This is a genomic window from Actinomyces sp. zg296, from assembly GCF_009829695.1.
In the GTDB taxonomy this organism is placed as follows: Bacteria; Actinomycetota; Actinomycetes; order Actinomycetales; family Actinomycetaceae; genus Actinomyces; species Actinomyces marmotae.
Genome location: NZ_VWPG01000004.1, coordinates 358,920 through 382,279, shown reverse-complemented (window position 1 = coordinate 382,279; position 23,360 = coordinate 358,920). Strand labels below are relative to the sequence as shown.

Below are 23,360 nucleotides of genomic sequence, written 5' to 3'. Positions count from 1 at the left end.
GGCGCCCGGTGGCGGCCCCGGTCGCGCGTCAACCGGAGCGGGGGAGGGGACGCGCGGGGCTGGGGCGGCGGGCCCCTGCGGGCGGCGCGCCGGGAGGAGCGCCGCCCGGGGCCCCGAGACCGTCAGGGACCCATCGCCCAGCGCCTCGCGCGCCTCGACGAGCGCGCGCGCCAGGGCCGTGCCGTCGGCGTGCCGCTTGGCGGGATCCGGGTCGAGAGCCCGGGCGAGCAACGGGGCCAGGAGCGCGGGGACGCGCGGATCTCCCAGGTCGATGGGGCTCTTGAGCCCCTCGACGATCTCGGGGAGGCTGAGGGAGCGGCCCGTGGCGCGCCGTCTGGGGGAGCGCCCGGTGAGCATCGTGTAGAGGACGGCTCCCATGGACCACACGTCGCCCTGCGGCGCGGGCGCGGCCATGGCGAAGGCCTCTGGCGCAGCGAAGTCCGGGGTGAGGCACTCCAGGGTGACGGTCGGATCCTGGCCCTCGCGGGTGATCGAGGCGATCCCGAAGTCGGTCAGGCGCGGTGCCCCGAAGGCGTCGAGCAGGATGTTCCCGGGTTTGACGTCCCGGTGCAGGATCCCGGCGGCGTGCCCGGCCCCCAGCGCGGAGGCGGCGGCCTCGACGAGCGCCACGGCGTCGGGCGCGGGTATCGGGCCCCGCTCCACGAGGTCCGCCAGGCTTCCTCCCGGGCACAACTCCATGACGATGAACGGTCGGCCGTCGCGCAGGACACCGGTGTCGATCAGGGAGATCACGTGGGGGTGCGAACTGATGCGGCTGGTGGCGCTCACCTCGCGCATGTAGCGGCGGCGGTTGCGCTCGTCGTCGAGGCCGCGCGAGTCGACCTTGACCGCGACAGGCCTGCTCATCGACAGCTGGACGCCCTCGTAGACAGTCGCGAAGCCGCCGCGCCCCACGATCCCGACGATGCGCACGCCGGGGACTTCCGGCCAACCCCGGGGTTGAGCTATCGGCTGCTGGCCCAGGGACTGCGAGTCATAGGTCGGCGCGCTCGACGGGGAGTGCTCGGGAAGGCTCATGGTCGCATCCTGCCCTGAGCCCGTCGCTGAGCGCACGCTCCCGGCCGTCTCGGAGGCCGGGGCTCATGCGGGCGCGAACGCTCCCCGGACCCCTGAACTGCCGTCGGCGATGACGCCGGTAGACTCCTGGGCATGCCCTCACCCCGCGTCGTCGTCCTCAACTACGGCTCCGGCAATGTGCGCTCGGCGGTTCGCGCCCTGGAGCGCGTCGGCGCGCGGGTCGACCTCACCGCCGACGCCGGCGCTGTGGAATCCGCCGATGGGCTCCTCGTCCCCGGCGTGGGGGCCTTCGGCGCCGTCATGGAGATGCTGCGCGCCGTGGACGCCCCCCGGCTCATCGAGCGCCGCTTGGCCGGCGGCCGCCCCGTTCTGGGCATCTGCGTGGGCATGCAGGTCATGTTCGAGTCGAGCCAGGAGCATGGCTCCACCATCCCGGGGCTCGCCCAGTGGGAGGGGGAGGTGGGCCGCCTCGACGCCCCCGTGGTCCCGCACATGGGATGGTCCGAGGTGCGCCCGCCCGCTGGCAGCGTCCTGTTCGACGGCGTCGCCGATCAGCGCTTCTACTTCGTCCACTCCTACGCCGTGAAAACGGATCCGGCGGCGGGGCTGGGGCCATCCGCGACGCGCCCGCCGCTGCCCACCTGGGCTCATCACGGCGAGGACTTCCTGGCCGCCGTCGAGAACGGCCCCCTGTCCGCCACCCAGTTCCATCCCGAGAAATCGGGCGACGCCGGGGCCGAGCTCCTGCGCAACTGGCTGGGAGCGCTCTGACCGGCGCCCCTCGCCACTGACCTGATCCACCGCATGGTGCCGTGCTCCTCGCGCCCCGTCCCAAGACCACCCAGGAGGCCCCTCATGCTCACGCTCCTTCCCGCCGTCGACGTCGCCCATGGCAAGGCCGTCCGCCTGCTCCAGGGAGAGGCCGGATCGGAGACCGACTACGGCAGCCCCGTGGACGCGGCCCTCGACTGGGCCCGCGCCGGGGCGGAGTGGATCCACCTGGTGGATCTCGATGCCGCCTTCGAGCGGGGCTCCAACGCCGAGCTGCTGGCCCGCATCGTCGGCGAGGTCGGGGTCAGGGTGGAGCTCTCCGGCGGTATCCGCGATGACGCCTCCCTGGAGCGCGCGCTCGCCGCCGGCGCCGCGCGGGTCAATCTGGGCACCGCCGCGCTGAGAGACCCGGAGTGGACGGCGCGCGTCATCGCCGAGCACGGCGAGGCCATCGCCGTGGGTCTCGATGTGCGCGGGACGACGCTGGCGGCGCGCGGCTGGACGGAGGAGGGCGGCGACCTCTGGGAGGCCCTGGAGCGCCTCAACGCGGCGGGATGCTCGCGTTACGTGGTCACTGACGTCACCCGCGACGGCACCCTCACCGGGCCGAACACGGAGTTGCTGCGTCAGGTCTGCGAGCGCACCAGCGCGCCCGTGGTGGCCTCCGGGGGGATCTCCTCGCTGGACGACATTCGCGCATTGACCGGGCTGGTGGGGATCGGGGTGGACTCCGCGATCGTCGGCAAGGCCCTCTACAACGGCAATTTCACCCTTGAGGAGGCCCTGGAGATCGCCGGTTCCACCCCCGCCGGGTGATCGCCCCTCCCCTCCCGCTCCGCCCGCCGCCGCCTTTCATCGAGACCGGTCGAAATCACGAGCGAGACCGGTCGATATGAGCCGCGAGACCGGTCGTTATGAAGACCGAGACCGGTCGTTATCACGGGCGAGATCGGTTTTGGGGGTGGGTTAGTGGTTGTGGTGCTCTTCGGCGTCGTCGGTGAGGTAGGGGACCAGGCGGCGGATGTTGAAGGGCGGGGCGGCCTGGGTGGTGGTGATGTAGCCGTCGACGGGTTTCCAGGTGGTGGTGCCTGTGGGGCGGTAGCGGGCGGTCCAGGTGGTGGTCAGGGTGATGGTGATGTTGTTGGCGGTGGTGGCGTACAGGTGGGTCACGGTCTGGTGGGGGTAGGGGTGTCCGGGGTCGGTGGTGGTTGTGGTGGTGCCATCTCCCCAGTTCCAGGTGTAGGTGGCGGGCGTGGCCTCGATCTCGACGGTGGTGGTGCCTACGGTGGTGGATAGTGTTCGGGTGGTGGGGTTGGTGTGGGCGATCAGGGGCATGTGCAAGAGGATGGTGTCCCCGGGTGGTTGGAGGGTGATGCCCGAGCCCTCGACGATGAGGGTGGCCACGTCGCGGGAGGTCAGGATGATCGGCGCCGGGGCGGCTGGGGCGTCCGGGGCCGGGGCGTCGGCGGGTGCGGGTGGTCGGGGGCGCGCGGGGGCCGGCTGGAAGCGGCACACGCCCATGTCATCGCCCTGGGCGTCCTGCCCGTCGCAGATGTGATCGCCTTCCATGGGCGCGGTCTGGGGCTGTCCGGCCGAGACCACCACTGCTGGCCCGCCCCCACTATCCCCACCGGCCCTGCCGTCCCCACCGGCCGACGGCGGCGGGCCGCCCCCGACCTGAACCTCCTCATACGCCGTTGACATCACGGTGACTTCATTGTCGTTGGCTCTACCGATGTATCGCTGGCCCCTGCCTTCTGAGCCATGGCCCCCGGATGGCCCCGTGAGAGGGAAGGGTAAGATCATTAAGGCGGCCGCCAGAGTTGCGCGCAGAATCATTTCACCGACACCCCTCCGACATGCCACATACCATCCTGGTACCGCAGGATCATGAAGAACCTCGACTCCTCGGCCGCATTTTCAATCGTTTCACCGCGAGAATCCACCGCCGTTGATTCTCCCGAGATTATGGTGAATCTGATCCCGCAGTACTCCTTCCCCTGTCCTGGGGCGATGTATTCCATGTTCGTGATCCTATCGACCCACGGATTGGCCCATCCGCCTGCGGCGTGGAGCTTGGTGGCGTCGTTGATGGTGGATTGGCAAAAGACGCAGCGCTCTTCGCTCATGGCGGCTAGGTCTGTGGTGTCGCCGGTCATGAAGGCGTAGCGGTAGAGCTCGATGAAGTGCACGGCGGCGCTTACGGCGCCTTGTTGGGTGTTTTCGGTGGCCTCGGGTGGGGTGGGGGGTTTGGGCATGGCTAGGGCGGTGGCTTTTTGAGCGGCCAGTTCGGGGCTGAGTGAGGGAGTTGTGCTGGCACTGGGAGTGGTCGCCGCGCTGGTGGGGGTTTCGGCGAGGGTTTCGGTGTGTTGGGTGGGTAGGGTCGCGGTGGTCTGGGGTGGGGTGGGGTCCTTGGCGCAGGCCGTTAGGATCAGTAGTCCTGGGGCCAGGGCGCAGCAGGCTAGAAGGACCAGAGCGGCGGTGGGGTGCGCCCAGCGCGTTGTCAGCGCTTCGAGGCTCTGGCGCCGCCGGCCGGGTGGGTGAGGGGTGGCGCCGCGTTGTTGGGGCGCCATGGGGCCGCCGGCGTGGGAGGAGCGAGGCTGCGAGGGTTCGGCGCTGACCTGGTGGTGCTGAAAGCGGGGCGCGGGGGTCATGGGTTCTGGGGCCTTCCAAGCGAGGAGTCGATGCGGTCGTGGACCAGGGCAAGCGCGAGGCCCCAGGTCGGCCCCAGACGACGGCGGCATCGCCGTCGGGCCCCAACCCTAGGGCCCCATCCACCCCCGGCGCTAGACCCCACCGCCAATCTGTGGAAAACCCCCACCAGCACCACCCTGTGGACAACCAACCGGTCTCGCTCCTAACAACGACCGGTCTCGCCCGTGTTTTCGACCGGTCTCGGTTCAGGGAGGGGGAGGGAAGCGGGCTGTGGCAGGCTTGGGGCATGCCGCCCGCCCGACCCGCCGCCTCGAAGCGCTCCCGCCCCGCGGGCCCCTCGTGGGACCAGGTAGCGCTCGCTCCTGTCGTCCTCGTGCGCGGCGGGGAGGATCTCCTCGGCGAGCGCGCCGTCGATCGACTCCTCGCCCAGGCCAGGGCCAAGGACCCCACCACGGAGGTCGTCCGCCTCGACGCGGCCACCTACGAGCCCCATATGCTCGACACCCTCGTCTCGCCCTCCCTCTTCGGCGAGCCCAAGCTCGTCCACGTGCCCAACCTCGAGCAGATGACGGACGCGCTCCTCACCGACCTGCTCGCCTACGTCGCAGCCCCCGACCCCGACGTCGTCGTCATCCTGCGCCACAACTCCGGCCAGCGCGGCAAGAGGCTCCTCGACGTCCTGGCCGCATCGCCCTACCCAGTCGTGACCTGCGAGCCGATCAAGAAGGACGGGGACAAGGCGGCCCTCGTCAACGCCGACGTGCGCCGCGCCGGCCGCCGCATCGAGGCCGAGGCCATTGGGGCGCTCGTCGACGCCCTGGGCTCTGACCTGCGTGAACTCACCAGCGCCGTCGCCCAGCTCATGGCCGACACCGAGGGCACGATCACCGTCTCCCACGTCCGCACCTACTACGCCGGTCGCATCGAGGCCACCGGCTTCTCCGTCGCCGACGCCGCCATCTCGGGCGATGTCGCCAAGGCCGTCACCCTCCTGCGCCACGCCCTGGCCACCGGCGTCGTGCCCGTGCTCATCGTGTCCGCCCTGGCCACCAAACTCCGCCAACTGGCCCGCGTCGCCGCCGCGGGCGGCCGTCCCGGCATGGGCCCCAAGGAACTCGGGATGTCACCCTGGCAGGCCAAGCGCGCCCGCGCCGAGCTCGCCGGCTGGTCCGACGACGCCCTCGCCACCGCGATCATCGCCGTCGCCCGCGCCGATGCCGAGGCCAAGGGCGCCAGTCGCGACCCCGAGCACGCTGTCGAGCGCGCCGTCCTGGCGATCTGCTCCGCCCGCCGGGGGCGCCTGGCCACCCGCCGCTGAGCCCCCGGCCCGGCCTCCGAGCCCCCGGCCCGGCCTCCTCAGCGCTTGCGGTACAGCGATTTCGTGGCGTAGACGGGCTCGTTGGTCACCTGAACGCCCAGGGACCGGAAGATCCCCTCGTCCACGCTGCCCAGGATCGTCGAGGTATGCACGTCGCAGCCCCGCAGCGTGGCGATCTGCTCCATCGCGCGCGCGGCGTTGGGGTCTGTGGACGCCGAGACGGCCAGGGCGATGAGCACCTCATCGGTGTGCAGGCGCGGGTTGCGCGAGCCCAGGTGCGTCGTCTTGAGGGTCTGGATCGGCTCGATCGACTCGGGCGAGAGCAGCAGCGCCTCCTGATCGATCCCCGCCAGGGCCTTGAGGGCGTTGAGCAGCATCGCCGAGGAGCAGCCCAGCAGGGCGCTGGTCTTCCCGGTGATGATCCGCCCGTCGGGCAGCTCGATCGCGGCGGCGGGTGCGCCCGTGTCGGCGGCCAGCTCTCGCGTGGGCGGAACCACCGGGCGGTCCTCCACCGTCACCCCGACCTTCGCCATGGACAAGGCGATCCGCTCGGACTGGAAGGGGTCGATCGCATCCTGCTTCTCTGTGACCAGGGCCTTGAAGTAGCGGCGGATGATCTCCTGCCTGGAGGCCTCGCGGCAGGCCTCGTCGTCGCTGATGCAGTGGCCGGCCATGTTGACGCCCATATCCGTGGGAGAGGCGTAGGGGCACGTTCCGAGCATCTGCTCGAAGAGGCGCGCGAGCACGGGGAAGATCTCGACGTCGCGGTTGTAGTTGACGGTCTGGACCCCGTGCGCGGCCAGGTGGAAGGGATCGATCATGTTGACGTCGTCGAGGTCGGCGGTGGCGGCCTCGTAGGCGATGTTCACCGGGTGGTCCAGCGGCAGGTTCCAGATGGGGAAGGTCTCGAACTTCGCGTAGCCGGAGGACAGGCCCCTCAGGTGGTCCTGGTAGACCTGGGACAGGCAGGTCGCCATCTTGCCGCTGCCCGGTCCCGGCGCGGTGACGACGACGAGGTCCCGCTCGGTCTCGATGTACTCGTTGCGGCCGTAGCCGTCGGCGGAGACGATCCGCGCGACGTCGCCGGGGTAGCCGGGGATGGGGAAATGCCGGTAGACGGTGATTCCGAGCCGCTCAAGTTTGGTCTTGAAGGCCTGCGCCTCCCGGTTGTCATCGGTCCACTGGGTGACGACGACGCTGCCCACGTGCAGCCCGTAGTCGCGGAAGGCGTCGATGTGGCGCAGCACCTCGTCCTCGTAGCCGATGCCCAGGTCGGCGCGGACCTTGCGGCGCTGGAAATCGCGGGCGCTGACGGCCACGATGATCTCGACCTCGTCGGCGAGCTCGGCCAGCATGACGATCTTGTTGTCCGGGGTGAAGCCGGGCAGCACGCGGGAGGCGTGCATGTCATCGACGAGCTTGCCCCCGAACTCCAAGTAGAGCTTGCCCCCGAACTGCCTGCGGCGCTGCGCGATGTGCTCGGACTGCATCCTGAGGTACTTGTCCCGGTCGAATCCGATTCGCGTGGGCATATGGGCTCCTGGTGTCGTGGTGGTCGAACCGCCTGCCGGCCGGTTCGGCCGCAGGCCGCGCGCCATCGTATCCCCCGCGATGATGACGAAGGCGTGACACCGTGCCGGTGGCGCCGTCCTGTGACCAATCACCGTCAGGAGACGGGCGATCGGTGGGCGGGTGGATGGAGAGCGGCTCGGGGCGCCTCCCCGCGAGGGAGGCGCCCCGAGCCGCTGATCGCCGGAGGCGGTGGACTCAGAGGGAGTCGACGCGCTTGGCCAACTTCGACTTGCGGTTCGCGGCCTGGTTCTTGTGGATGACGCCCTTGGAGACGGCCTTGTCCAACTTGCGGCAGGCCTTCTTGAGGCCCTCCTCGGCGGCGGCCTTGTCCCCGGCCTCAACGGCCTGGCGCACGCGGCGCACGTAGGTCTTGAGCTCGGACTTGACGGACTGGTTGCGCAGACGGGCCTTCTCGTTGGTCTTGATGCGCTTGATCTGGGACTTGATGTTCGCCACTGCTCAGTGTTGCTTTCTCGATCGTCAGATGGTCATTGGCCGGAAAGAGGGTTCGCGCCGCAGGCGTGAGAAGGTGGTGGAAGCACCCGGCGATGCCCGGTCGCCGGACCCCGAAGCCGGCCAGGCCAGAGGTCCAAGAACGCACTCTAGCAAAACGGCGGCCCTCGGCGCCCGCCGCGGGAGGGCGGGCGACGTGAGGTGTGTCGCGCTCCTCCCTTGGGCCTCCCCGCGCGCTCGTCAGGCCCAGTGCTCGCGCAGCGCGGCGACGACGGCGTCGAAGGTCCCCCGGCGCATCGTGGCCCCCTCGCGGCGGATGACGGACGGGTCGACGGCGAGGAGGCGGTCGAGCCGGACCTCGCTCGGACGGCCCCTCGGGTCCCAGGCACCTGAGCCGACGTCGAACCAGTAGCGGCCGTGACTGGCCTCCTGGGCGGCGTCGCGGTCATGGTCCTTCGACGTCATCTGGGCGACGATGAGGCGATCCCCGTCGCGGGCCAGGACTAGGACGGGGCGGTCCTTGCCCTGGGAGGCGTCCTCCTCGTAGGGGACCCAGGTCCACACGACCTCGCCGGGGTCGGCGTCGCCGTCGGGGTTGGGGGCGTAGTCGAAGGAGGGGAGCCCGGCGGAGGCCACGTCGTAGGGGCGGATGCCTGCGCTCCCACCGGCGGGGGCCCGTGTGGCCTGGGGGGCGGCCCCGCCCTGGCGGCGGGGGGCGGGGGAGGGGCCTCCGGCCGGGGAGCCGGCGGAGCCCTCTCGCCCGGGGCGAGAGGCGCCACTGCCGCGGCGCGCGCTCTGCTTGAGGGTGGAGGCGAGGGCGTCGGTGGCGGCGCGGCCGACCGCGCGCAGGATCACGTCGAGAAGGCTGGCCATGGGCGCCACTCTACAGTCCGCGACCCGGCGCGAGGGGGCGCCCCCAGCCCGCGGCCGGGGGCGCCCCGGTGGATTGCGCCGGCGCGGCGCCGAATCCGCCGCCCCTACTTGGCCGCCTGGGCCACGGTGGCGCACAGGGGGAAGGAGACCGCGTCGATCGTCCCGCTGTCCTCGACGTCGATCGTGGCCCTCAGGCCCGTCGACGGGTCATTCGGGTCGCAGGTCCCCAGAGCCCTCCATCCGTCCGGGGTGATCGCGGCGTCGTCCACCGAGTAGACGGCGGACAGCGTCACCGTGTGCCAGGAGTGGCCGAACAGCGGGCTCGACATTCCCACGGGGATGGTGCCATTGGCGTCGGGCCACAGGATGTCGCGCAGCCACCAGACCGTGCCGTCGCTGGGCTCGGCGTACTCGAGTTTCATCCCTGTCGGTGGCTTCGCGGTCAGGGAGAAACTCGGCGTCGAGCCCACCACGGCGGTGGTGTTGGACAGGGTCACGGTGTAGTCGACGACGACGTAAGGCGTTGAACTCGTGGCGTCCGGGCCCCGCACGGTGACGGCGCTCTGGGCGATCGTCGCGGAGGCCTCGCCGCGGGAGCGGTCATCCTGGTAGAGGGAAGAGAAGATCTTGCCGTCCTGGGCGGTGACGGACGTGGAGATGGTGTTGTGCCCGACGACGCCACTGAGGTCCACCTGGCAGGTGGCCTCCTGCCCCCCTGGGATGGCGGCCCTGCCGCCCGGGACCTCCAGGCTCGTGGCCGGGCCCTGCGCGGTGACGACGCCGCCACCGAAGGCGGTCAGGTCGCAGCTCAGCCTCGTGAGGGTGGCCGGGCCCTCCGTGCTCGCGGCCGCGATCGTGAAGCCCGACAGGGGGGTGGTGGAGTCGTTGTGGATGGTGGCCGTGTAGCGGCCGGCGTCCTTGGCGGCATCCGCGGGCGGGGCCTGCTCGCTCGTGGTCACGGTGGCGTGGGTGGCGCTGGCCGGCTCCTTGGCCGCTGTGGCCGTGGGGCTGTGCGGGGTGGCGTCCTCCGTGGTCGTCAGGGTCGGCCTGAGCGTGTAGTCGCGGGCCTGGTCGCCCGGCGCCCTGACCAGCGTCCCGATGCTCAGGTCGAGGTAGGAGCCCGAGGGACGGTCGGAGAAGTCGACCATGTAGGTCAGGCTCAGGTGCTCGGGGGAGCAGGAGATGCGATAGACGGAGGCGGAGTAGTCGCCGTGCCTCGAGTACGGGTTGTGGATGCGGGAGAGCAGCCCGAGCCCCGACGACCCGTACCGGCGGATCGGGCCCTCCGGGTCGTCACTGGTGTAGAGGGCGGCCGCGCCGGCGACCCCCAGCTCCGAGGGGCAGTTCCAGGTCCACTGGCCCGGCTGGGAGTCGGCCTCGAGGGTCAGGACCATGTCCCTGCCCGGGGCCACGGTGTCAGGGATGCGCACGCCCCAGAAGAGGCAGTGGGCGGCATCGCCCGCGCCCTGGCAGCCGGTGCCGCCGGGGGCGTAGAAGCCGGTGACGCTGATGTCGTCATTGCCGCCGCTGGGAGCGGCCGTCTCCGCGCCGGCGGGGACGGCGACCAGGGCGACGAGCGCCAGGGGCAGGATCAGGATGACGCCGAGGAGCCGGCGCAGTGGGGACGATGGTATGGAGCGTGTTGGGCGCATGGCGGGCCTTCTCCCACGAAGTCTCGAAATGATGGAGGACGCTCCATCAATGTAACGTGGTGAGCATCACTTGTGAAGAGGATCATGCCCGCCAATTCGGGGAGCGTCCCCCGCATCCTCCCTGGTCACAAGGCCTTGGTCGTCCCGATGCCCGTCCCATGCCGGCTCATCGCGGCCGCGTGGCCGCCTTCATCGCGGCAACGAAGCCGCGCAGTTCCGCGCGCATCGCCTCGACGGCCTCCTCCCTCGCGCGGCTGCCCGGCGGCGCCTGGGCGATGGCCGGGGCGTGAGACTCCACGATCTGGACGGTCGCCGACCCGGAGATCGCCCCATCGGCCCCCGCGGCGATCGCCTCGGCGACCTGCTCTGGGCGGGAGATGCCGAAGCCGAGCATGACCGGCGCCGCGGCGCCGGCCCGCAGCCTGGCCACCGATTCGGCCAGCCCCGCGGTCGAGGCCGCCTGCTCCGCGCCGGTGACCCCCACGCGCGAGACCGCGTACACGTAGCCCCGCGAGGCGCCCGCCACGGCATCGAGCGTGTGGGGCGCGGCCGAGGGCGGGGCGATGTACACCGGGGCGATCCCCGCCCGCGCCGCGGCGGCGGAGAAGGCGGGCGACTCCCGCACGGGGACATCAGGCAGCAGGACCGAGTCGATCCCCGCTTCGGCGCACCTGGCGTAGAAGGGCCCCAGGCCGACGGCGAAAGGCACGTTGCCGTAGATGAGCATGCCGATGGGCGTCTCCGGGTGACGCTGGCGCACGCGCGCCACCACCCCCAGGCAGTCGGCCAGGGCGGCCCCGGCCTCCTGGGCGCGGATGTGCGCGCGCTGGATCGTGGGCCCGTCGGCGACGGGGTCGCTGAACGGCACCCCGAGCTCCAGGGCGTCCGCGCCCCCGGCGATAAGCGCCTCGATGACCTCCTCGGACAGTTCCGCGCTGGGGTCGCCCACCATGACGAAGGGGACGAAAGCCCCCTCGCCCCGCTCACGCAGGGCGGAGAACATCGACTCGTAGCGATCCATCAGCGCTCCTCCTCATCACTTGAGCCCGCTCCGGGCGCCGCCGGCGCGGCCCGGCCGGCGGCCCCGGCCTGGGCGGCCAGGGCCTCGTACTCACCGCGCTTGCCCATCCGCCGCAGCATCCCGGCCGCCCGGGCCACCGCGCCGTCGTCGCTGAAGGAGCCGCCCATGCGCGCCCGCACCTGGTCGAGGTCCTTGTCCCCGCGCCCGGACAGGCACACGAGCAGGATGGGCGGCTCGGCGCCATCAGGGACTGCCTCGGCGATCTTGAGGGCCTGGGCCAGAGCGTGGGAGGACTCCAGGGCCGGAATGATCCCCTCATGGCGGCTGAGCAGTCGGAAGGCCTCCAGCGCCTCCTCATCCGTGATGCCGACGTACCGGGCCCGCCCCGTGTCGGACAGGCGCGCGTGCTCAGGGCCGACCCCGGGGTAGTCCAGGCCGGCGGACACGGAGAACGACTCCTCGACCTGGCCGTCGTCGTCGCGTATGAGGTAGGAGCGGGCGCCATGGAGGATCCCGATGGTGCCGGCGTTGATCGGCGCCCCGTGGCGGCGGTCCAGGCCCTCGCCCGCGGGCTCGACGCCGATGAGCCCCACGGAGGGGTCATCGATGAAGTCGGAGAACATGCCGATGGCGTTCGAGCCCCCGCCTACGCAGGCGATCACCTCGTCGGGCAGGCGCCCCGTCAGCGCGAGCGCCTGGGCGCGGGCCTCGGTGGAGATGACCCGGTGGAAGGCGTGGACGATCGTGGGGAAGGGGTGCGGGCCGGCGGCGGTGCCCAGCAGGTAGTGGGTGTCCTTGAACGAGGCCGTCCAGTCCCTCAGCGCCTCGTTGACGGCGTCCTTGAGGGTTCCCGCGCCGCTGGCCACGGGCACCACCCGCGCGCCCATGAGCTCCATGCGCTCCACATTGGCGGCCTGACGCACGACGTCGGTGGCGCCCATGTAGATCGTGCACTCCAGGCCCAGCAGCGAGCAGACCATCGCGGTGGCGGTGCCGTGCTGGCCCGCGCCGGTCTCGGCGATGATGCGCCGCTTGCCCATCCGCTTGGCCAGGAGCGCCTGGCCAAGCACCTGGTTGCCCTTGTGGGCGCCGCCGTGAACGAGGTCCTCGCGCTTGAGCAGGATCCTCGCGCTGCCCCGCAGCGGCAGGTTGCGCAGCTCGGTCATCGGCGTGGGGCGCCCCAGGTAGCGGCGCAGCAGCCCGTCGAGCTCGGCGGCGAAGCCGGGGTCCGCGCTCGCGGCGATGAAGGCGTCCTCCAACTGATCCAGGGCGGGGATGAGCAGCTCGGGAACGAACTGGCCCCCGTGCTCCCCGAAATAGGGGTCGAGGCGCGGGTGCTCCCAGCGGCCGTCCGGGCCCGGCGGCATCGCGGCGGCCTCGGCCAGGCGCGCGCGCCTCAGCGCGGGGGAGACCGAGGACTCCTCGGGCACCGGGGAGCCGGCGCCCGCCCGCTCCCCGGAGGGCCCGCCCGGCAACGGCACGGCCTCCACCAGCGCCCGGGCCGCGGCCCCGGCGTCCGCCGAGCCCGACAGGCTAGAGCCCACCAGGAGGGCGTCCACGAGCCCGGCCAGGCGCCGCACGTCCTCCGGCCCATGGACCCCGGACTCTCCCACGAGGACCGCCCCGGCCGGCGCCAGGGGCGCCATCTCCTCGGTGCGCGCCAGGTCCGTGTCCAGCGTGCGCAGGTCCCGGTTGTTGATGCCGATGACCCGCGCGCCCAGGGCGGCCGCCCGGCTCATCTCGCCGGGGGTGGAAACCTCCGTGAGCACGCCCATGCCCAGGGCGGCCGCCAGGCCCGCCAACTCCCGGTAGACGTCGTCGGGCACCACGGAGAGCATGAGGAGGATCGCGTCCGCCCCCAGGTGGCGTGCCGCGAGCACCTGCACGGGGTCGACGATGAAGTCCTTGCACAGGACCGGCAGGTCCACCACCGCGCGCACCCGGGCCAGGTCCTCGTACTCGCCGTTGAAGCGGTCGGGCTCGGTGAGCACGGAGATCGCCGCCGCGTGGGGGGCGTAGGAGGATGCCAGCGCGGCCGGGTCGTAGTCGGCCCGGATCGAGCCGAGCGACGGCGAGGCCGCCTTGCACTCCATGATGATCGCCGGGCGCGGGCTGGCGGCGGGGCCCGTGCGGCGCCGCAGGGCCTCCTCGAAGGAGCGCTCGGAGCGGGGCAGGGCCGAGGCCTCCAGGTGGCCGAAGCGCTCGCGCAGTTCGGGCAGGCGCCGCCGCCTCCCGGCCACGATCGTGTCCAGCACCGTGCCGGTGGCCATGAGGCGCTCCTCGATCGGGGCGCGCTCGGGGCGCGCCGCCGCGCCGTGCGAGGCGGGGCCGGCGCTCATGCGCGCTCCTCCTCAGTGCTCTCAGTGCTCTTAGCGTTCTTAGTGCTCTCGCCGCTCGTCTCCCCGGCCCGCCCGGAGCGGGCCTCCAACTGCGCGGCGGTGGTCATGGAGTCCAGGTGCCTGCCGGCCGCTCCCGAGGCCATCTGCTCCAGGGCCATGCGGGTGCCATCGGCCAGGTTGTCCGCGGGCCCCGCGAGGTAGAGCAGGGCCCCGGCGTTGACGGCGATGGCATCACGGTGGGCCGGCTCGCCCCGGCCCGCGAGTGCCTCGCGCAGGGCGGCGGCGTTCTCCGCGGCCTGACCACCCAGGATGTCCGACAGCTCCCAGCGCCTCACCCCGAGTTCAGCGGGGGTGACCTCGTAGGCCTTGACCCCGCGGGGGGTGGCCTCCCGCACCTGCGTGGTGCCGTGGACGGCGATCTCATCGGTGCCCGACCCGTGCACGATGAGGGCGCGCTTGCGGCCCAGCTTGACCATGGACTCGGCGATCATGTCGAGCATGGAGGGATCCCACACGCCCATGAGCTGGTAGGTCAGGTGCGCGGGGTTGAGCAGGGGGCCGAGCACGTTGAAGATCGTGGGCGTGGCCAGGGCCCGGCGGATCGGCGCCACGTGCTTCATCGCCGGGTGATAAGCCTGGGCGAACAGGAACGTGAAGTGGTCGCGCGCCAGCAGCTCGACGGCCTGTTCCGCCGTCACGTCCAGGGGCAGGCCCAGGGCCGCGACGACGTCGGCCGCCCCCGTCTTGGAGGACACCGCCCGGTTGCCGTGCTTGGCCACCGAGATGCCCATCGACGCCGCGACGAGGCCGGCGGCCGTTGAGATGTTGATCGTGCCCACGCCGTCGCCGCCCGTGCCCACGACGTCAACGAGGGGGAAGGCGACGGCGGGGAAGGGGCGCGCGGCCCGGCGGAAGGCACTCGCGGCTCCCGCGACCTCGTCGGCGGTCTCCCCGCGCGAGTGCAGGGCGGCGAGCAGGGCGGCGGTCTCGGCCTCGGAGAGGTCCCCGGCGCCCAGGGCGGCGAAGACGATGCCGGTCTCCTCGCGGCTGAGCCGGCGGCCCTGGATGACCTCGCGCAGGAGCCGGTGGGCGTCCTCGGCCTCGGCGACGGCCGGCGCCGAGGGGACCGGGGTGGTGGCGGGCTCTGGCACGGTTGTCGGCTCTGTCATCAGCTCTCTCCTGCGCTTGCTGTCGTGGTGGTCAGTCCGGCGATGAGGGCCCGCAGGATCGCGGGGCCGGCCGGGGTGAGGATGGACTCGGGGTGGAACTGGAGGCCGACGGCGGGGCGCCGCCGGTGGCGCGAGGCCATGACGATCCCGTCGCTGGTGCGGGCCAGGCACTCCAGGTCGGCGGGCAGGGCGCGCGTGCCGAGCGAGTGGTAGCGGGCGACATCCAGGGGCCCGCCGTCGAGCACGGCGAGGGCGGCATCGGCGCGCCCGGCGGGAGTGACCTCCGCGCGGGTGGACCGGCCGTGGACCGGCTCGACCCTGCCCACGCTCCCACCGCAGGCCTCGACGATGGCCTGGAAGCCCAGGCAGATGCCCAGCGTCGGCAGGCCGCGCTCCAGGGCGGCGCCCAGGACCTCCATCATGCAGCCCGCCTGGCGGGGGTGCCCGGGGCCGGGGGAGAGGACCAGGGCGGGGCGCTGGCCCGCGGCCGCCTCCCGCGCCGTGGGCTCCAACGCGGCCAGGACCGTGGAGGCCGGCACCGTGTTGCGGTAGACCTCGGTGCGCACGCCCAGCACGGCGAGTTGGTCGACGAGGTTGTAGACGAAGGAATCGCGGTTGTCCAGCAGGATGACGCGCATCTCAGGCCTCCCCGGTCTCGATGATGAGCTCAGCGCCCCGCGCGGCCGCCACGGCCTCCAGCACCGCGCTGGCCTTGTGGACGGTCTCGGCCGCCTCGGCGGCCGGGTCGGAGGCGCCGACGACGCCCGCGCCGGCCTGCACCAGGGCCCGCCCGTCCTTGACGAAGGCCGAGCGGATGACGATGCAGGTGTCGAGCTCGCCGTCGCCGCGCAGGTAGCCCACCGAGCCCCCGTAGGAGCCGCGCCGCATGCCCTCGGTGGCGCGGATGAGCTCGGCGGCCCGCAGCTTCGGCGCGCCGGTGAGCGTGCCCATCGTCATCGAGGCGCGGAAGGCGTCCAGGGCGTCCAGGCCCGGGTCCAGCTGCCCGGACACCTCCGAGACCAGGTGCATGACGCGGCTGTAGCGGTCCACGCGCAGCAGCTCGCGCACTCTCCGGGTGCCCGGCGCGCTGACTCGGGCGACGTCGTTGCGCGCCAGGTCCACGAGCATGACGTGCTCGGCGATCTCCTTGGCGTCCGTGCGCAACTCCAGTTCCAGGCGCGTGTCCCGCTCATGGTCCACGGAGCCGTCCGGGGCCAGCCCGCGCGGCCGGGTGCCGGCAATGGGCCGGATGGCCACCTCGCCCGTGGCCGCGCTGTGCTCCAGGGCGGACTCGGGGGAGGCGCCCAGGAGCTCGAAGCCGGGAGTCGCCACGTAGAACATGTAGGGGCTCGGATTCGACTCGCGCAGCGCGTGGTAGGCCTCCAACGCGTCCGGGCAGTCGATCGTGAACGCCCTCGACGGGACCACCTGGTAGACCTCCCCGGCGGCGATCGACTCCTGGAGCCCGGCCACGAGCCCTGCGAAATCGCTGTCCGAGACGCTCGGCACGGCGCGGGCGACCGGGCGGGCGGCGGGGCCGGCCACTGTGCCGGCCACTGTGCCGGCGCCTCCCGTCACCGGCGCTGGCCCGCCCTCATCCGGGGTCGGCTCGGGCCCGGCGGCGTCGATGACGGCGGCCAACTCGTCGATCCGGCGCGCGAGATCATCGGCGTCCACGCTCGCCCCCACCAGCGTCGCCTCACCGGTGGGGTGGTCGATGACCAGGAGGATGCGCGCGGCGTGGAACAGGTAGTCCGGGCAGGTGTTTGGCCCCGCCGCCACGCGCGGCAGCCGCTCGAAGCCCGCCAGGTAGTCGAATGCGAACACTCCCGCCACGAGGGGCAGGTGGGGGTGATCGACCTCCTGGGAGGCCAGCACCCGCAGCGGCTCCAAGGTCGAGGGGGCCGTCAGCCGCTCCCGCTCCTCCAGCCCGGCGTCGTCGGCCGGCGCGGGGATCCGCACCACCAGGCGGCCGGGGCCCTCCTCGATGACGCGGTCCGCCAGGGACGCGCGCACGCGCGCCACGGCGGCCTCACCGTCGGGCCGGGCCCGGTCCAGGGCCTCGATGACCACCTGGTCCCCCTCACAGGTCAGTCGCGCGCTCGCCTCGAGCATGAGGACCGTCGTGCGCGAGGAGCCCGTGGTGATATCCGCGCTCTCCAGCAGGACGAGGTCCACCGGCCTGGGGGCGCCGCCCGCGGCATCCGCGGTGGTGGCGATCGCGCCGGCCCGCGCCAGGCGCCTCACGAGCGCCCCGGAGTCCTGGGGGCAGCAGACCCCGCGGGTCAGCACCGTGGGCTCAGTGGGCCGGATGGGATCCGCGGGCCCCGCCGATCCCGCAGTTCCTGTGATAGTCATGCTGCGCTCCTCATCGCGTCTTTTCGCTGCTCATCGTATCGGCTCATCCCCGGGCTGGGTCAGGGCAGGCGCTCGCGGATCTCGCGCATGTCCTTGTCCCCGCGCCCCGAGAGGTTGACCAGGAGAAGCATCTCCTCGGCCCACCCGCTGGCCTCGCGCTCGCGGGCGATCCGCAGCGCCTCGGCGATGGCGTGGGAGGACTCCAGGGCGGGGATGATCCCCTCTCCGCGGGAGAGCTCCCGGAAGGCGCTCAGGGCGTCGTCGTCGGTGATGGCGACGTACCTGGCGCGGCCGGTGTCGGCCAGGTACGCGTGCTCGGGGCCCACCGAGGGGTAGTCGAGGCCGGCGGAGATGGAGTGGGAGGGCAGGACGGCGCCGTCGTCGTCGAGCATGACGTAGGAGCGCGTGCCGTGGAGGACGCCGGTGCGGCCGGCGCAGATGGGGGCGCCATGGAGGCCGGTGCTCAAGCCCTTGCCCGCGGGCTCGACGCCGATGAGTTCGACGTCGTCGTCCAGGTACTCGCTGAAGGCCCCGATGGCGTTGGAGCCCCCGCCCACGCAGGCGATGACGGCGTCCGGCAGGCGCCCGTAGCGGGCGAGCACCTGGGCGCGGGACTCGATCGAGATCACCGACTGGAAGTAGCGGACGATCGTGGGGAAGGGGTGGGGGCCGGTCGCCGAGCCCAGGATGTAGGCGGTGGACCCCAGGCGCTCGCACCACTGCGTTAGGGCGGCGTCGACGGCGTCCTTGAGGCCCTGCGAGCCGGTGGTCACGGGGACGACCCTGGCCCCCATGAGTTCCATGCGCTCCACATTGGGGCGCTGGCGCTCGACGTCGTGGGCGCCCATGTAGATGGTGCACTCCAGTCCCAGCAGGGCGGCGACCATCGCGGTGGCGGTGCCGTGCTGGCCCGCGCCGGTCTCCGCGATGAGGCGGGTCTTGCCCATGCGCTTGGCCAGGAGGGCCTGCCCGAGGGCGTTGTTGCCCTTGTGGGCGCCGCCGTGGACGAGGTCCTCGCGCTTGAGGATGATGCGGGTGCCGGGGCGCGAGAGGCCGCGGCACTCGTGCAGGGGCGTGGGGCGGCCGAGGTATCCCCCGCGCAGGTCCTCGAGCTCGGCCAGGAAGCCGGGGTCGCCCACGGCCTCGGCATAGGCGGCTTCGAGTTCGTCGAGCGCGGGGAGGAGGAAGTCGGGGACCTCCTGGCCGCCGAAGCGCCCGAAGAAGGCTGGCAGCAGCGTGTGGCGGGGGACGTCCGCGCCGGGGGCCGGGGCGGTGTATCCCGGGGCGTCGGGGCCGAGCGGGCCGGTGGGGGCGCGGCCGGCGGTGGGGGCGGCGCCGGGAAGGGGCGTGGCGTTGTGGGCGGTGGGGGCCGACTGGGCGGCGTCCGCGGTGCTCATGCGGGGCTCTCTCCTTGGAGGGGTGGTCATGCTCTCAAGGCGGGCCCAAGGGCTCCTCTGCGCTCTCGCGCCCGCCTTCGTGGCGAGCGGGGCGTCGGGTACGACGTGTCAGTGGCTCGCCCTCAGGGGAGCCACCACCAGCGGCGGGTGCGCGTCGTCGTCATGGTGGCAACGCTAGGGGAGCCGGGAAGCGGGCGGCAAATCCGACGTGGCGGCGCTCATATCGTGGGACGGGGTGGGATGGGTGAGCGCGGGCGCCGGGCTCCCCTCGGCGGTCTCGGTGCCGGGCCCCCTGAGCCGGCCGGGCCCTGGCTCATCCCGGCGCGGGGCCCTCCTGCCCCGCCCCCTCCTGCGCAGCAGGATGACGGCGGCCACGACCGCCAGCGCCACGATCGTCAGCAAGCGCCCCGCGGGGCTGGCCACCCATCCGGCTAGCACTGCCATGCCGATGGTCGTGTAGATCCCCGCCCACAGGAGGGAGCCGATCGCCGTGGCCAGTAGGTAGCGCGGCACGGGTACGCGCGCGACCCCGGCCGAGATCTGAACGAGTGACTGCGCGCCGATGGTGAGGAAGGACAGGGGTACCGCCCAGACGCCCCAGCGTGCCGCCCACTCCTGGGCGCTCGCGTACGCCGGGGTTTGCAGGATCCGGGCCCAGCGGCTCCGCGAGGCCCCCGCGCCCAGGCACCGCCCGGTCCAGTACATGGCGTTCGAGCGGGCCATGGCGCCGCACCAGAAGAAGAGGAGCACCCAGGCGAAGGGGAGCTCGTGGATCCGCTCGATCACGCCCCGCACCTTAGCCGAGCCTCACCTGATACGCGAAGCGCCATCCGCGGCCGATCATGCCCGGGGCCACTGGCCCGCGTCCGGCTGCGGTCGCGCCGACCCGGGCGACGGCGTGGGAGACTGGACCCAGTATGTTCCGCGCGCCCCGCCGCGCCCGTCCGGAAGGCATCCGTGTCACCGATCCTCACGCCCGAGCAGGCCGCCGCCGTCACCCCGGCCGCGACCGATCCCGCGCTGATCAGGAACTTCTCCATCATCGCCCATATCGACCACGGCAAGTCCACCCTGGCCGACCGCATGCTCCAGGCCACCGGCGTCGTCGCCCCCCGCGACATGCGCGCCCAGTACCTCGACCGCATGGACATCGAGCGCGAGCGCGGCATCACCATCAAGTCCCAGGCCGTGCGCATGCCCTGGGGCGCGCCCGGCCCTGACGGCGCCATCCGCCCCTACGCCCTCAACATGATCGACACCCCCGGTCACGTCGACTTCTCCTACGAGGTCAACCGCTCCCTGGCGGCCTGCGAGGGAGCCGTCCTGCTCGTCGACGCCGCCCAGGGCATCCAGGCCCAGACCCTCGCCAACCTCTACATGGCCATCGAGGGCGATCTCGCGATCATCCCCGTGCTCAACAAGATCGACCTGCCCGCCGCCGAGCCCGAGCGCCACGCCGATGAGATCGCCTCGCTCATCGGCTGTGAGCCCGCGGACATCCTGAAGGTCTCTGGCAAGACCGGCGCCGGCGTGCCCGAACTGCTCGACCGCATCGTCGAGGCCGTCCCCGCGCCGGAGGGCGACCCCGCCGGGCCCACGCGCGCCATGATCTTCGACTCCGTGTACGACACCTACCGCGGCGTCGTCACCTACGTGCGCGTCGTCGACGGGGCCCTCAAGCCCCGCGAGCGTATTGAGATGCTCTCCACCACCGCTGTCCACGACCTGCTCGAGATCGGCGTCATCAGCCCCGAGCCCAGCCCCACGGCGGGCCTGGGCGCCGGGGAGGTCGGCTACCTCATCACCGGGGTCAAGGACGTGCGCCAGTCCAAGGTCGGCGACACCGTCACCTCCGCCGCCGCGCCGGCCGCCGAGCCGCTGGCTGGATACCAGGAGCCCAAGCCCATGGTGTTCTCCGGGCTTTTCCCCGTAGACGGCTCGGACTTCCCCGTGCTGCGCGACGCCCTGGACAAGCTCAAGCTCAACGACGCGGCCCTCACCTACGAGCCCGAGACCTCCGTGGCGCTCGGCTTCGGCTTCCGCTGCGGCTACCTCGGCCTGCTGCACCTGGAGATCATCCGGGAGCGCCTCGAGCGCGAGTTCAACCTCGACATCATCTCCACCGCCCCCTCCGTGGTCTACCGGGTCACCACCGAGGACCGCGCCGTCCACACCGTGACCAACCCCTCGGAGTACCCCGAGGGCAAGATCCTCGACGTCCAGGAGCCCGTGGTCCGCGCGACCATCCTGACCCCCAGCGAGTTCGTGGGCACCGTCATGGAACTGTGCCAGTCGCGGCGCGGCACCATGCAGGGCATGGACTATCTCTCCGAGACGCGCGTGGAGATGCACTACGTGCTGCCCCTGGCGGAGATCGTCTTCGACTTCTTCGACGCCCTGAAGTCCCGGACCCGCGGTTACGCCTCCCTGGACTACGAGATGGACGGCGAGCAGTCCGCGGACCTGGTCAAGGTCGACATCCTCCTCAATGGGGACAAGGTGGACGCCTTCAGCGCCATCGTCCACAAGGACGCCGCCTACTCCTACGGCCTCAAGCTCACCAAGCGCCTCAAGGAGCTCATCCCGCGCCAGCAGTTCGAGGTGCCCGTGCAGGCGGCCATCGGCTCGCGGATCATCGCCCGGGAGACCATCCGCGCCCTGCGCAAGGACATGCTCGCCAAGTGCTACGGGGGGGACATCTCCCGCAAGCGCAAGCTGCTGGAGAAGCAGAAGGAGGGCAAGAAGCGGATGAAGGCGATCGGAAGCGTCGACGTCCCGCAGGAGGCCTTCATCGCGGCGCTCGGCGCGGACAATCCCACCGGTAAGGACGGCAAGTAGGAAGAATCGCGGACAGCGGCCCGGCGACCCGATTCGCCGGGCCCACGGGAGCAGGAGGAAGTCATGAGGGACGACGGCGCTGATCTGGTTCTCACTCGCGGGCTCGCCCGGGTGCTGGGCGAGCCGCACGCGGGCGCCGATGGGCGCCACCGCGACGAGCCCTCGCCATTCACCGACGGCGACCTCGTGGGCGCCGTCAGCGCCGTGTGCGTCGTGGCGCGCCTGCGCCCCGACTGCGGCGCCCCCGGTGTCTCCGCGATCCACAAGGCCCCCGTCGACGGCCCCGTGGCGGTCAATGCCCTGGGCCTGCTGGGGGATCAGCAGGCGGATCGCGAGCATCACGGCGGCCTCGACAAGGCCCTCCACGTCTTGGATGCCGCCGAGGCCCGCCACTGGGCCGGGGTGCTCGGCCCCGAGCGCGGCCTGGCCGCCGGGGGCATGGGCGAGAACATGCTCATCGAGCCCGGCGCCATCGGCGGCATCGACGACGTCGAGATCGGCGCGATCCTGTCCATCGGCCCGGGCGCCGCCCCGGGGGAGGGCGGCGAGCGCTCCGCCGCCGGGGCCGGGGGCCCCGTCCCGCCCGGCGGGGAGAGCCCCCGGCGCGGCATCCTCGTGACGGTCACCGGCGTGCGCAACCCCTGCTCCACCTTCGCCCGCGGCATGGGCCGCGGTGACTGGGTGGAGGTCTTCTCCGAGCGAGCCCGCGTGGGCGTCTACCTCTCCGTGCTGCGCGACGGGAGCGTGTTAGCCGGCGACGAGGTCCGGGTGGTCTCCACCCCCGGCCACCGCGTCACCTGCCACCGCTGGTTCGCCCACCACGACCCGCGCGACGCCCAGGCGATGCTCGCCTCCGAGGCCTTCGGCAACCTCCGCCTGGCTGATTACACGCGCAAGTACGTGACCGCCGCCGCCGATGAGCGGGTCGGCTGAGGGGACGGGCCGATGCAGCAGCACCCACCGCGCTCCCACGCGATCCACTCGCGAGTGCGCTCCTACTCCCGCGCCGGCGGTCGCCTGAGCGAGGCGCGGGCCGAGGCCCTGGCCGCGCTCGCCCCCCGCTACGTGGTGGACGTGCCCCGGCGCGACGCGGTGCGCACCGTGGCCCCCGGCTTCCGCCTCGATCCCGAGGCGCTGTTCGGCCACCAGGGCTCGGGCCGCCCCCTCGTCATCGAGATCGGCTCGGGATCGGGGGAGGCCGTCCTGGCCCACGCCGCCGCCCACCCGGGTGTCGACCACCTGGCCGTCGAGGTATGGGAGACCGCGATCGCCCGGATCGTCGCCTCGATCCACCGCCAGGGCCTGACCAATGCGCGCGTCGTGCCGGCCGACGGCGCCGAGCTGCTGGCCACCGCCCTGCCCGTGGGCTGCGCGAGCGAGGTGTGGGTGTTCTTCCCCGACCCGTGGCGCAAGGCCCGGCACCGCAAGCGCCGCCTGGTGAGCGCCGCCTTCGCGGATTCCGTGGCCCGGGTGCTGCGCCCCGGCGGCGTGTGGCGCCTGGCCACGGACTGGGCGGACTACGCCTGGCAGATGCGCGACGTCCTGGAGGCGGCCTCCGCCCTGCCCGAGGGCATCGAGGCCGATTCCACCGGACCCTACTTCCGCTACGACGACGCCGGCGCGCGCCCCGACCTGGGCGCGGCCACCGCCGTCGCCGGGGACGCGGGCAACGGGGTGGACCCCGGCTCGCCATCGGGGGCGCGCGGCGGGTGGTCTAAGCGCTTCGCCGGGCGCGCCATGACCCGCTTCGAGCAGCGCGGCATCGACGAGGGCCGCACGATCCGGGACCTGACGGCGGTGCGCACCGAGGAGCAGTGGATCCCGGCCGCCCGCCCCAGCACGCTGGAGCGCCTGGATGACGGCGCCCCCGGGCTCCTCGCGCCCGAGGGGCTGACGGGCCGGTGAC

The 23,360-nt window shown here is 72.6% G+C and carries 20 protein-coding genes; 6 read left to right on the top strand and 14 right to left on the bottom strand.

The features are described 5' to 3' along the window. On the bottom strand, positions 1-918 hold a 918-nt coding region (locus GVV76_RS05505), incomplete at its 3' end, for a serine/threonine-protein kinase (protein ID WP_159625593.1). A 252-nt stretch (positions 919-1,170) separates the two neighbouring features. Here GVV76_RS05505 and hisH point away from each other — a divergent pair. Further along, positions 1,171-1,809, top strand: coding sequence for an imidazole glycerol phosphate synthase subunit HisH (gene hisH, locus GVV76_RS05500; protein WP_159523612.1), 639 nt, complete (start codon positions 1,171-1,173; stop codon positions 1,807-1,809). 84 nt (positions 1,810-1,893) lie between these two features. Beyond that, complete coding sequence (priA, locus tag GVV76_RS05495; RefSeq protein ID WP_159523610.1) at positions 1,894-2,625, top strand: bifunctional 1-(5-phosphoribosyl)-5-((5-phosphoribosylamino)methylideneamino)imidazole-4-carboxamide isomerase/phosphoribosylanthranilate isomerase PriA; 732 nt, start codon at positions 1,894-1,896, stop codon at positions 2,623-2,625. Between the two features lie 150 nt (positions 2,626-2,775). Here priA and GVV76_RS05490 read toward each other — a convergent pair whose 3' ends face one another. Next, on the bottom strand, positions 2,776-3,378 hold the full coding sequence (locus GVV76_RS05490; protein WP_235925137.1) for a zinc transporter: 603 nt from the start codon (positions 3,376-3,378) through the stop codon (positions 2,776-2,778). A gap of 266 nt (positions 3,379-3,644) precedes the next feature. Further along, entirely contained in the window at positions 3,645-4,382 is a 738-nt protein-coding gene (locus tag GVV76_RS10590) for a DUF6318 family protein (protein WP_268891777.1), read from the bottom strand. A 368-nt stretch (positions 4,383-4,750) separates the two neighbouring features. Here GVV76_RS10590 and holA point away from each other — a divergent pair, with 368 nt between their 5' ends. Continuing rightward, on the top strand, positions 4,751-5,782 hold the full coding sequence (gene holA, locus GVV76_RS05480) for a DNA polymerase III subunit delta (protein ID WP_159625537.1): 1,032 nt from the start codon (positions 4,751-4,753) through the stop codon (positions 5,780-5,782). A 38-nt stretch (positions 5,783-5,820) separates the two neighbouring features. Here the strand turns inward: holA and GVV76_RS05475 are convergent, their stop codons facing one another. The 11 genes from GVV76_RS05475 to GVV76_RS05425 all read right to left on the bottom strand — a co-directional run bounded on the left by GVV76_RS05475 (position 5,821) and on the right by GVV76_RS05425 (position 19,402). Beyond that, positions 5,821-7,314 carry a DUF1846 domain-containing protein gene (locus tag GVV76_RS05475; RefSeq protein WP_159523604.1) on the bottom strand — a complete coding sequence of 498 codons (1,494 nt, stop codon included), beginning with the start codon at positions 7,312-7,314 and terminating at the stop codon, positions 5,821-5,823. Positions 7,315-7,549: 235 nt separating this feature from the next. Further along, positions 7,550-7,810: a 30S ribosomal protein S20 gene (gene rpsT / locus GVV76_RS05470; protein WP_159523602.1), complete on the bottom strand. Its 261-nt coding sequence runs from the start codon at positions 7,808-7,810 to the stop codon at positions 7,550-7,552. A 237-nt stretch (positions 7,811-8,047) separates the two neighbouring features. Then, positions 8,048-8,680: a type II toxin-antitoxin system PemK/MazF family toxin gene (locus tag GVV76_RS05465; protein WP_159625534.1), complete on the bottom strand. Its 633-nt coding sequence runs from the start codon at positions 8,678-8,680 to the stop codon at positions 8,048-8,050. A 104-nt stretch (positions 8,681-8,784) separates the two neighbouring features. Further along, a complete protein-coding gene (locus tag GVV76_RS05460; RefSeq protein ID WP_159523598.1) occupies positions 8,785-10,332 on the bottom strand; it encodes a hypothetical protein in 1,548 nt (515 codons plus the stop codon). Positions 10,333-10,498: 166 nt separating this feature from the next. After that, complete coding sequence (gene trpA, locus GVV76_RS05455) at positions 10,499-11,353, bottom strand: tryptophan synthase subunit alpha (protein ID WP_159625532.1); 855 nt, start codon at positions 11,351-11,353, stop codon at positions 10,499-10,501. After that, positions 11,353-13,692 carry a tryptophan synthase subunit beta gene (gene trpB, locus GVV76_RS05450; protein WP_159625529.1) on the bottom strand — a complete coding sequence of 780 codons (2,340 nt, stop codon included), beginning with the start codon at positions 13,690-13,692 and terminating at the stop codon, positions 11,353-11,355. The genes trpA and trpB (GVV76_RS05450) overlap by 1 nt, the downstream gene beginning before the upstream one ends. After that, positions 13,689-14,861: an anthranilate phosphoribosyltransferase gene (gene trpD / locus GVV76_RS05445; RefSeq protein WP_159625527.1), complete on the bottom strand. Its 1,173-nt coding sequence runs from the start codon at positions 14,859-14,861 to the stop codon at positions 13,689-13,691. The genes trpB (GVV76_RS05450) and trpD overlap by 4 nt, the downstream gene beginning before the upstream one ends. Further along, positions 14,861-15,499, bottom strand: a complete 639-nt coding sequence (locus tag GVV76_RS05440; RefSeq protein WP_159523590.1) for an anthranilate synthase component II — start codon at positions 15,497-15,499, stop codon at positions 14,861-14,863. The genes trpD and GVV76_RS05440 overlap by 1 nt, the downstream gene beginning before the upstream one ends. 1 nt (position 15,500) lies before the next feature. Continuing rightward, complete coding sequence (locus GVV76_RS05435) at positions 15,501-17,219, bottom strand: anthranilate synthase component 1 (protein ID WP_159625525.1); 1,719 nt, start codon at positions 17,217-17,219, stop codon at positions 15,501-15,503. Between the two features lie 59 nt (positions 17,220-17,278). After that, a complete protein-coding gene (gene trpB / locus GVV76_RS05430; RefSeq protein ID WP_159625522.1) occupies positions 17,279-18,616 on the bottom strand; it encodes a tryptophan synthase subunit beta in 1,338 nt (445 codons plus the stop codon). A 174-nt stretch (positions 18,617-18,790) separates the two neighbouring features. Continuing rightward, entirely contained in the window at positions 18,791-19,402 is a 612-nt protein-coding gene (locus GVV76_RS05425; RefSeq protein ID WP_159625520.1) for a DedA family protein, read from the bottom strand. 171 nt (positions 19,403-19,573) lie between these two features. On the opposite strand from GVV76_RS05425, the gene lepA reads away from it, so the two are divergent. From lepA to trmB, 3 genes are all read left to right on the top strand, one after another. Next, entirely contained in the window at positions 19,574-21,454 is a 1,881-nt protein-coding gene (lepA, locus tag GVV76_RS05420) for a translation elongation factor 4 (protein WP_159523582.1), read from the top strand. Between the two features lie 63 nt (positions 21,455-21,517). Further along, on the top strand, positions 21,518-22,387 hold the full coding sequence (locus tag GVV76_RS05415) for an MOSC domain-containing protein (RefSeq protein WP_159523580.1): 870 nt from the start codon (positions 21,518-21,520) through the stop codon (positions 22,385-22,387). 12 nt (positions 22,388-22,399) lie between these two features. Then, the gene (gene trmB / locus GVV76_RS05410; RefSeq protein WP_159625517.1) at positions 22,400-23,359 is read left to right on the top strand and encodes a tRNA (guanosine(46)-N7)-methyltransferase TrmB; all 960 of its coding nucleotides are present in this window, start codon (positions 22,400-22,402) and stop codon (positions 23,357-23,359) included. Position 23,360 lies beyond the last annotated feature (1 nt).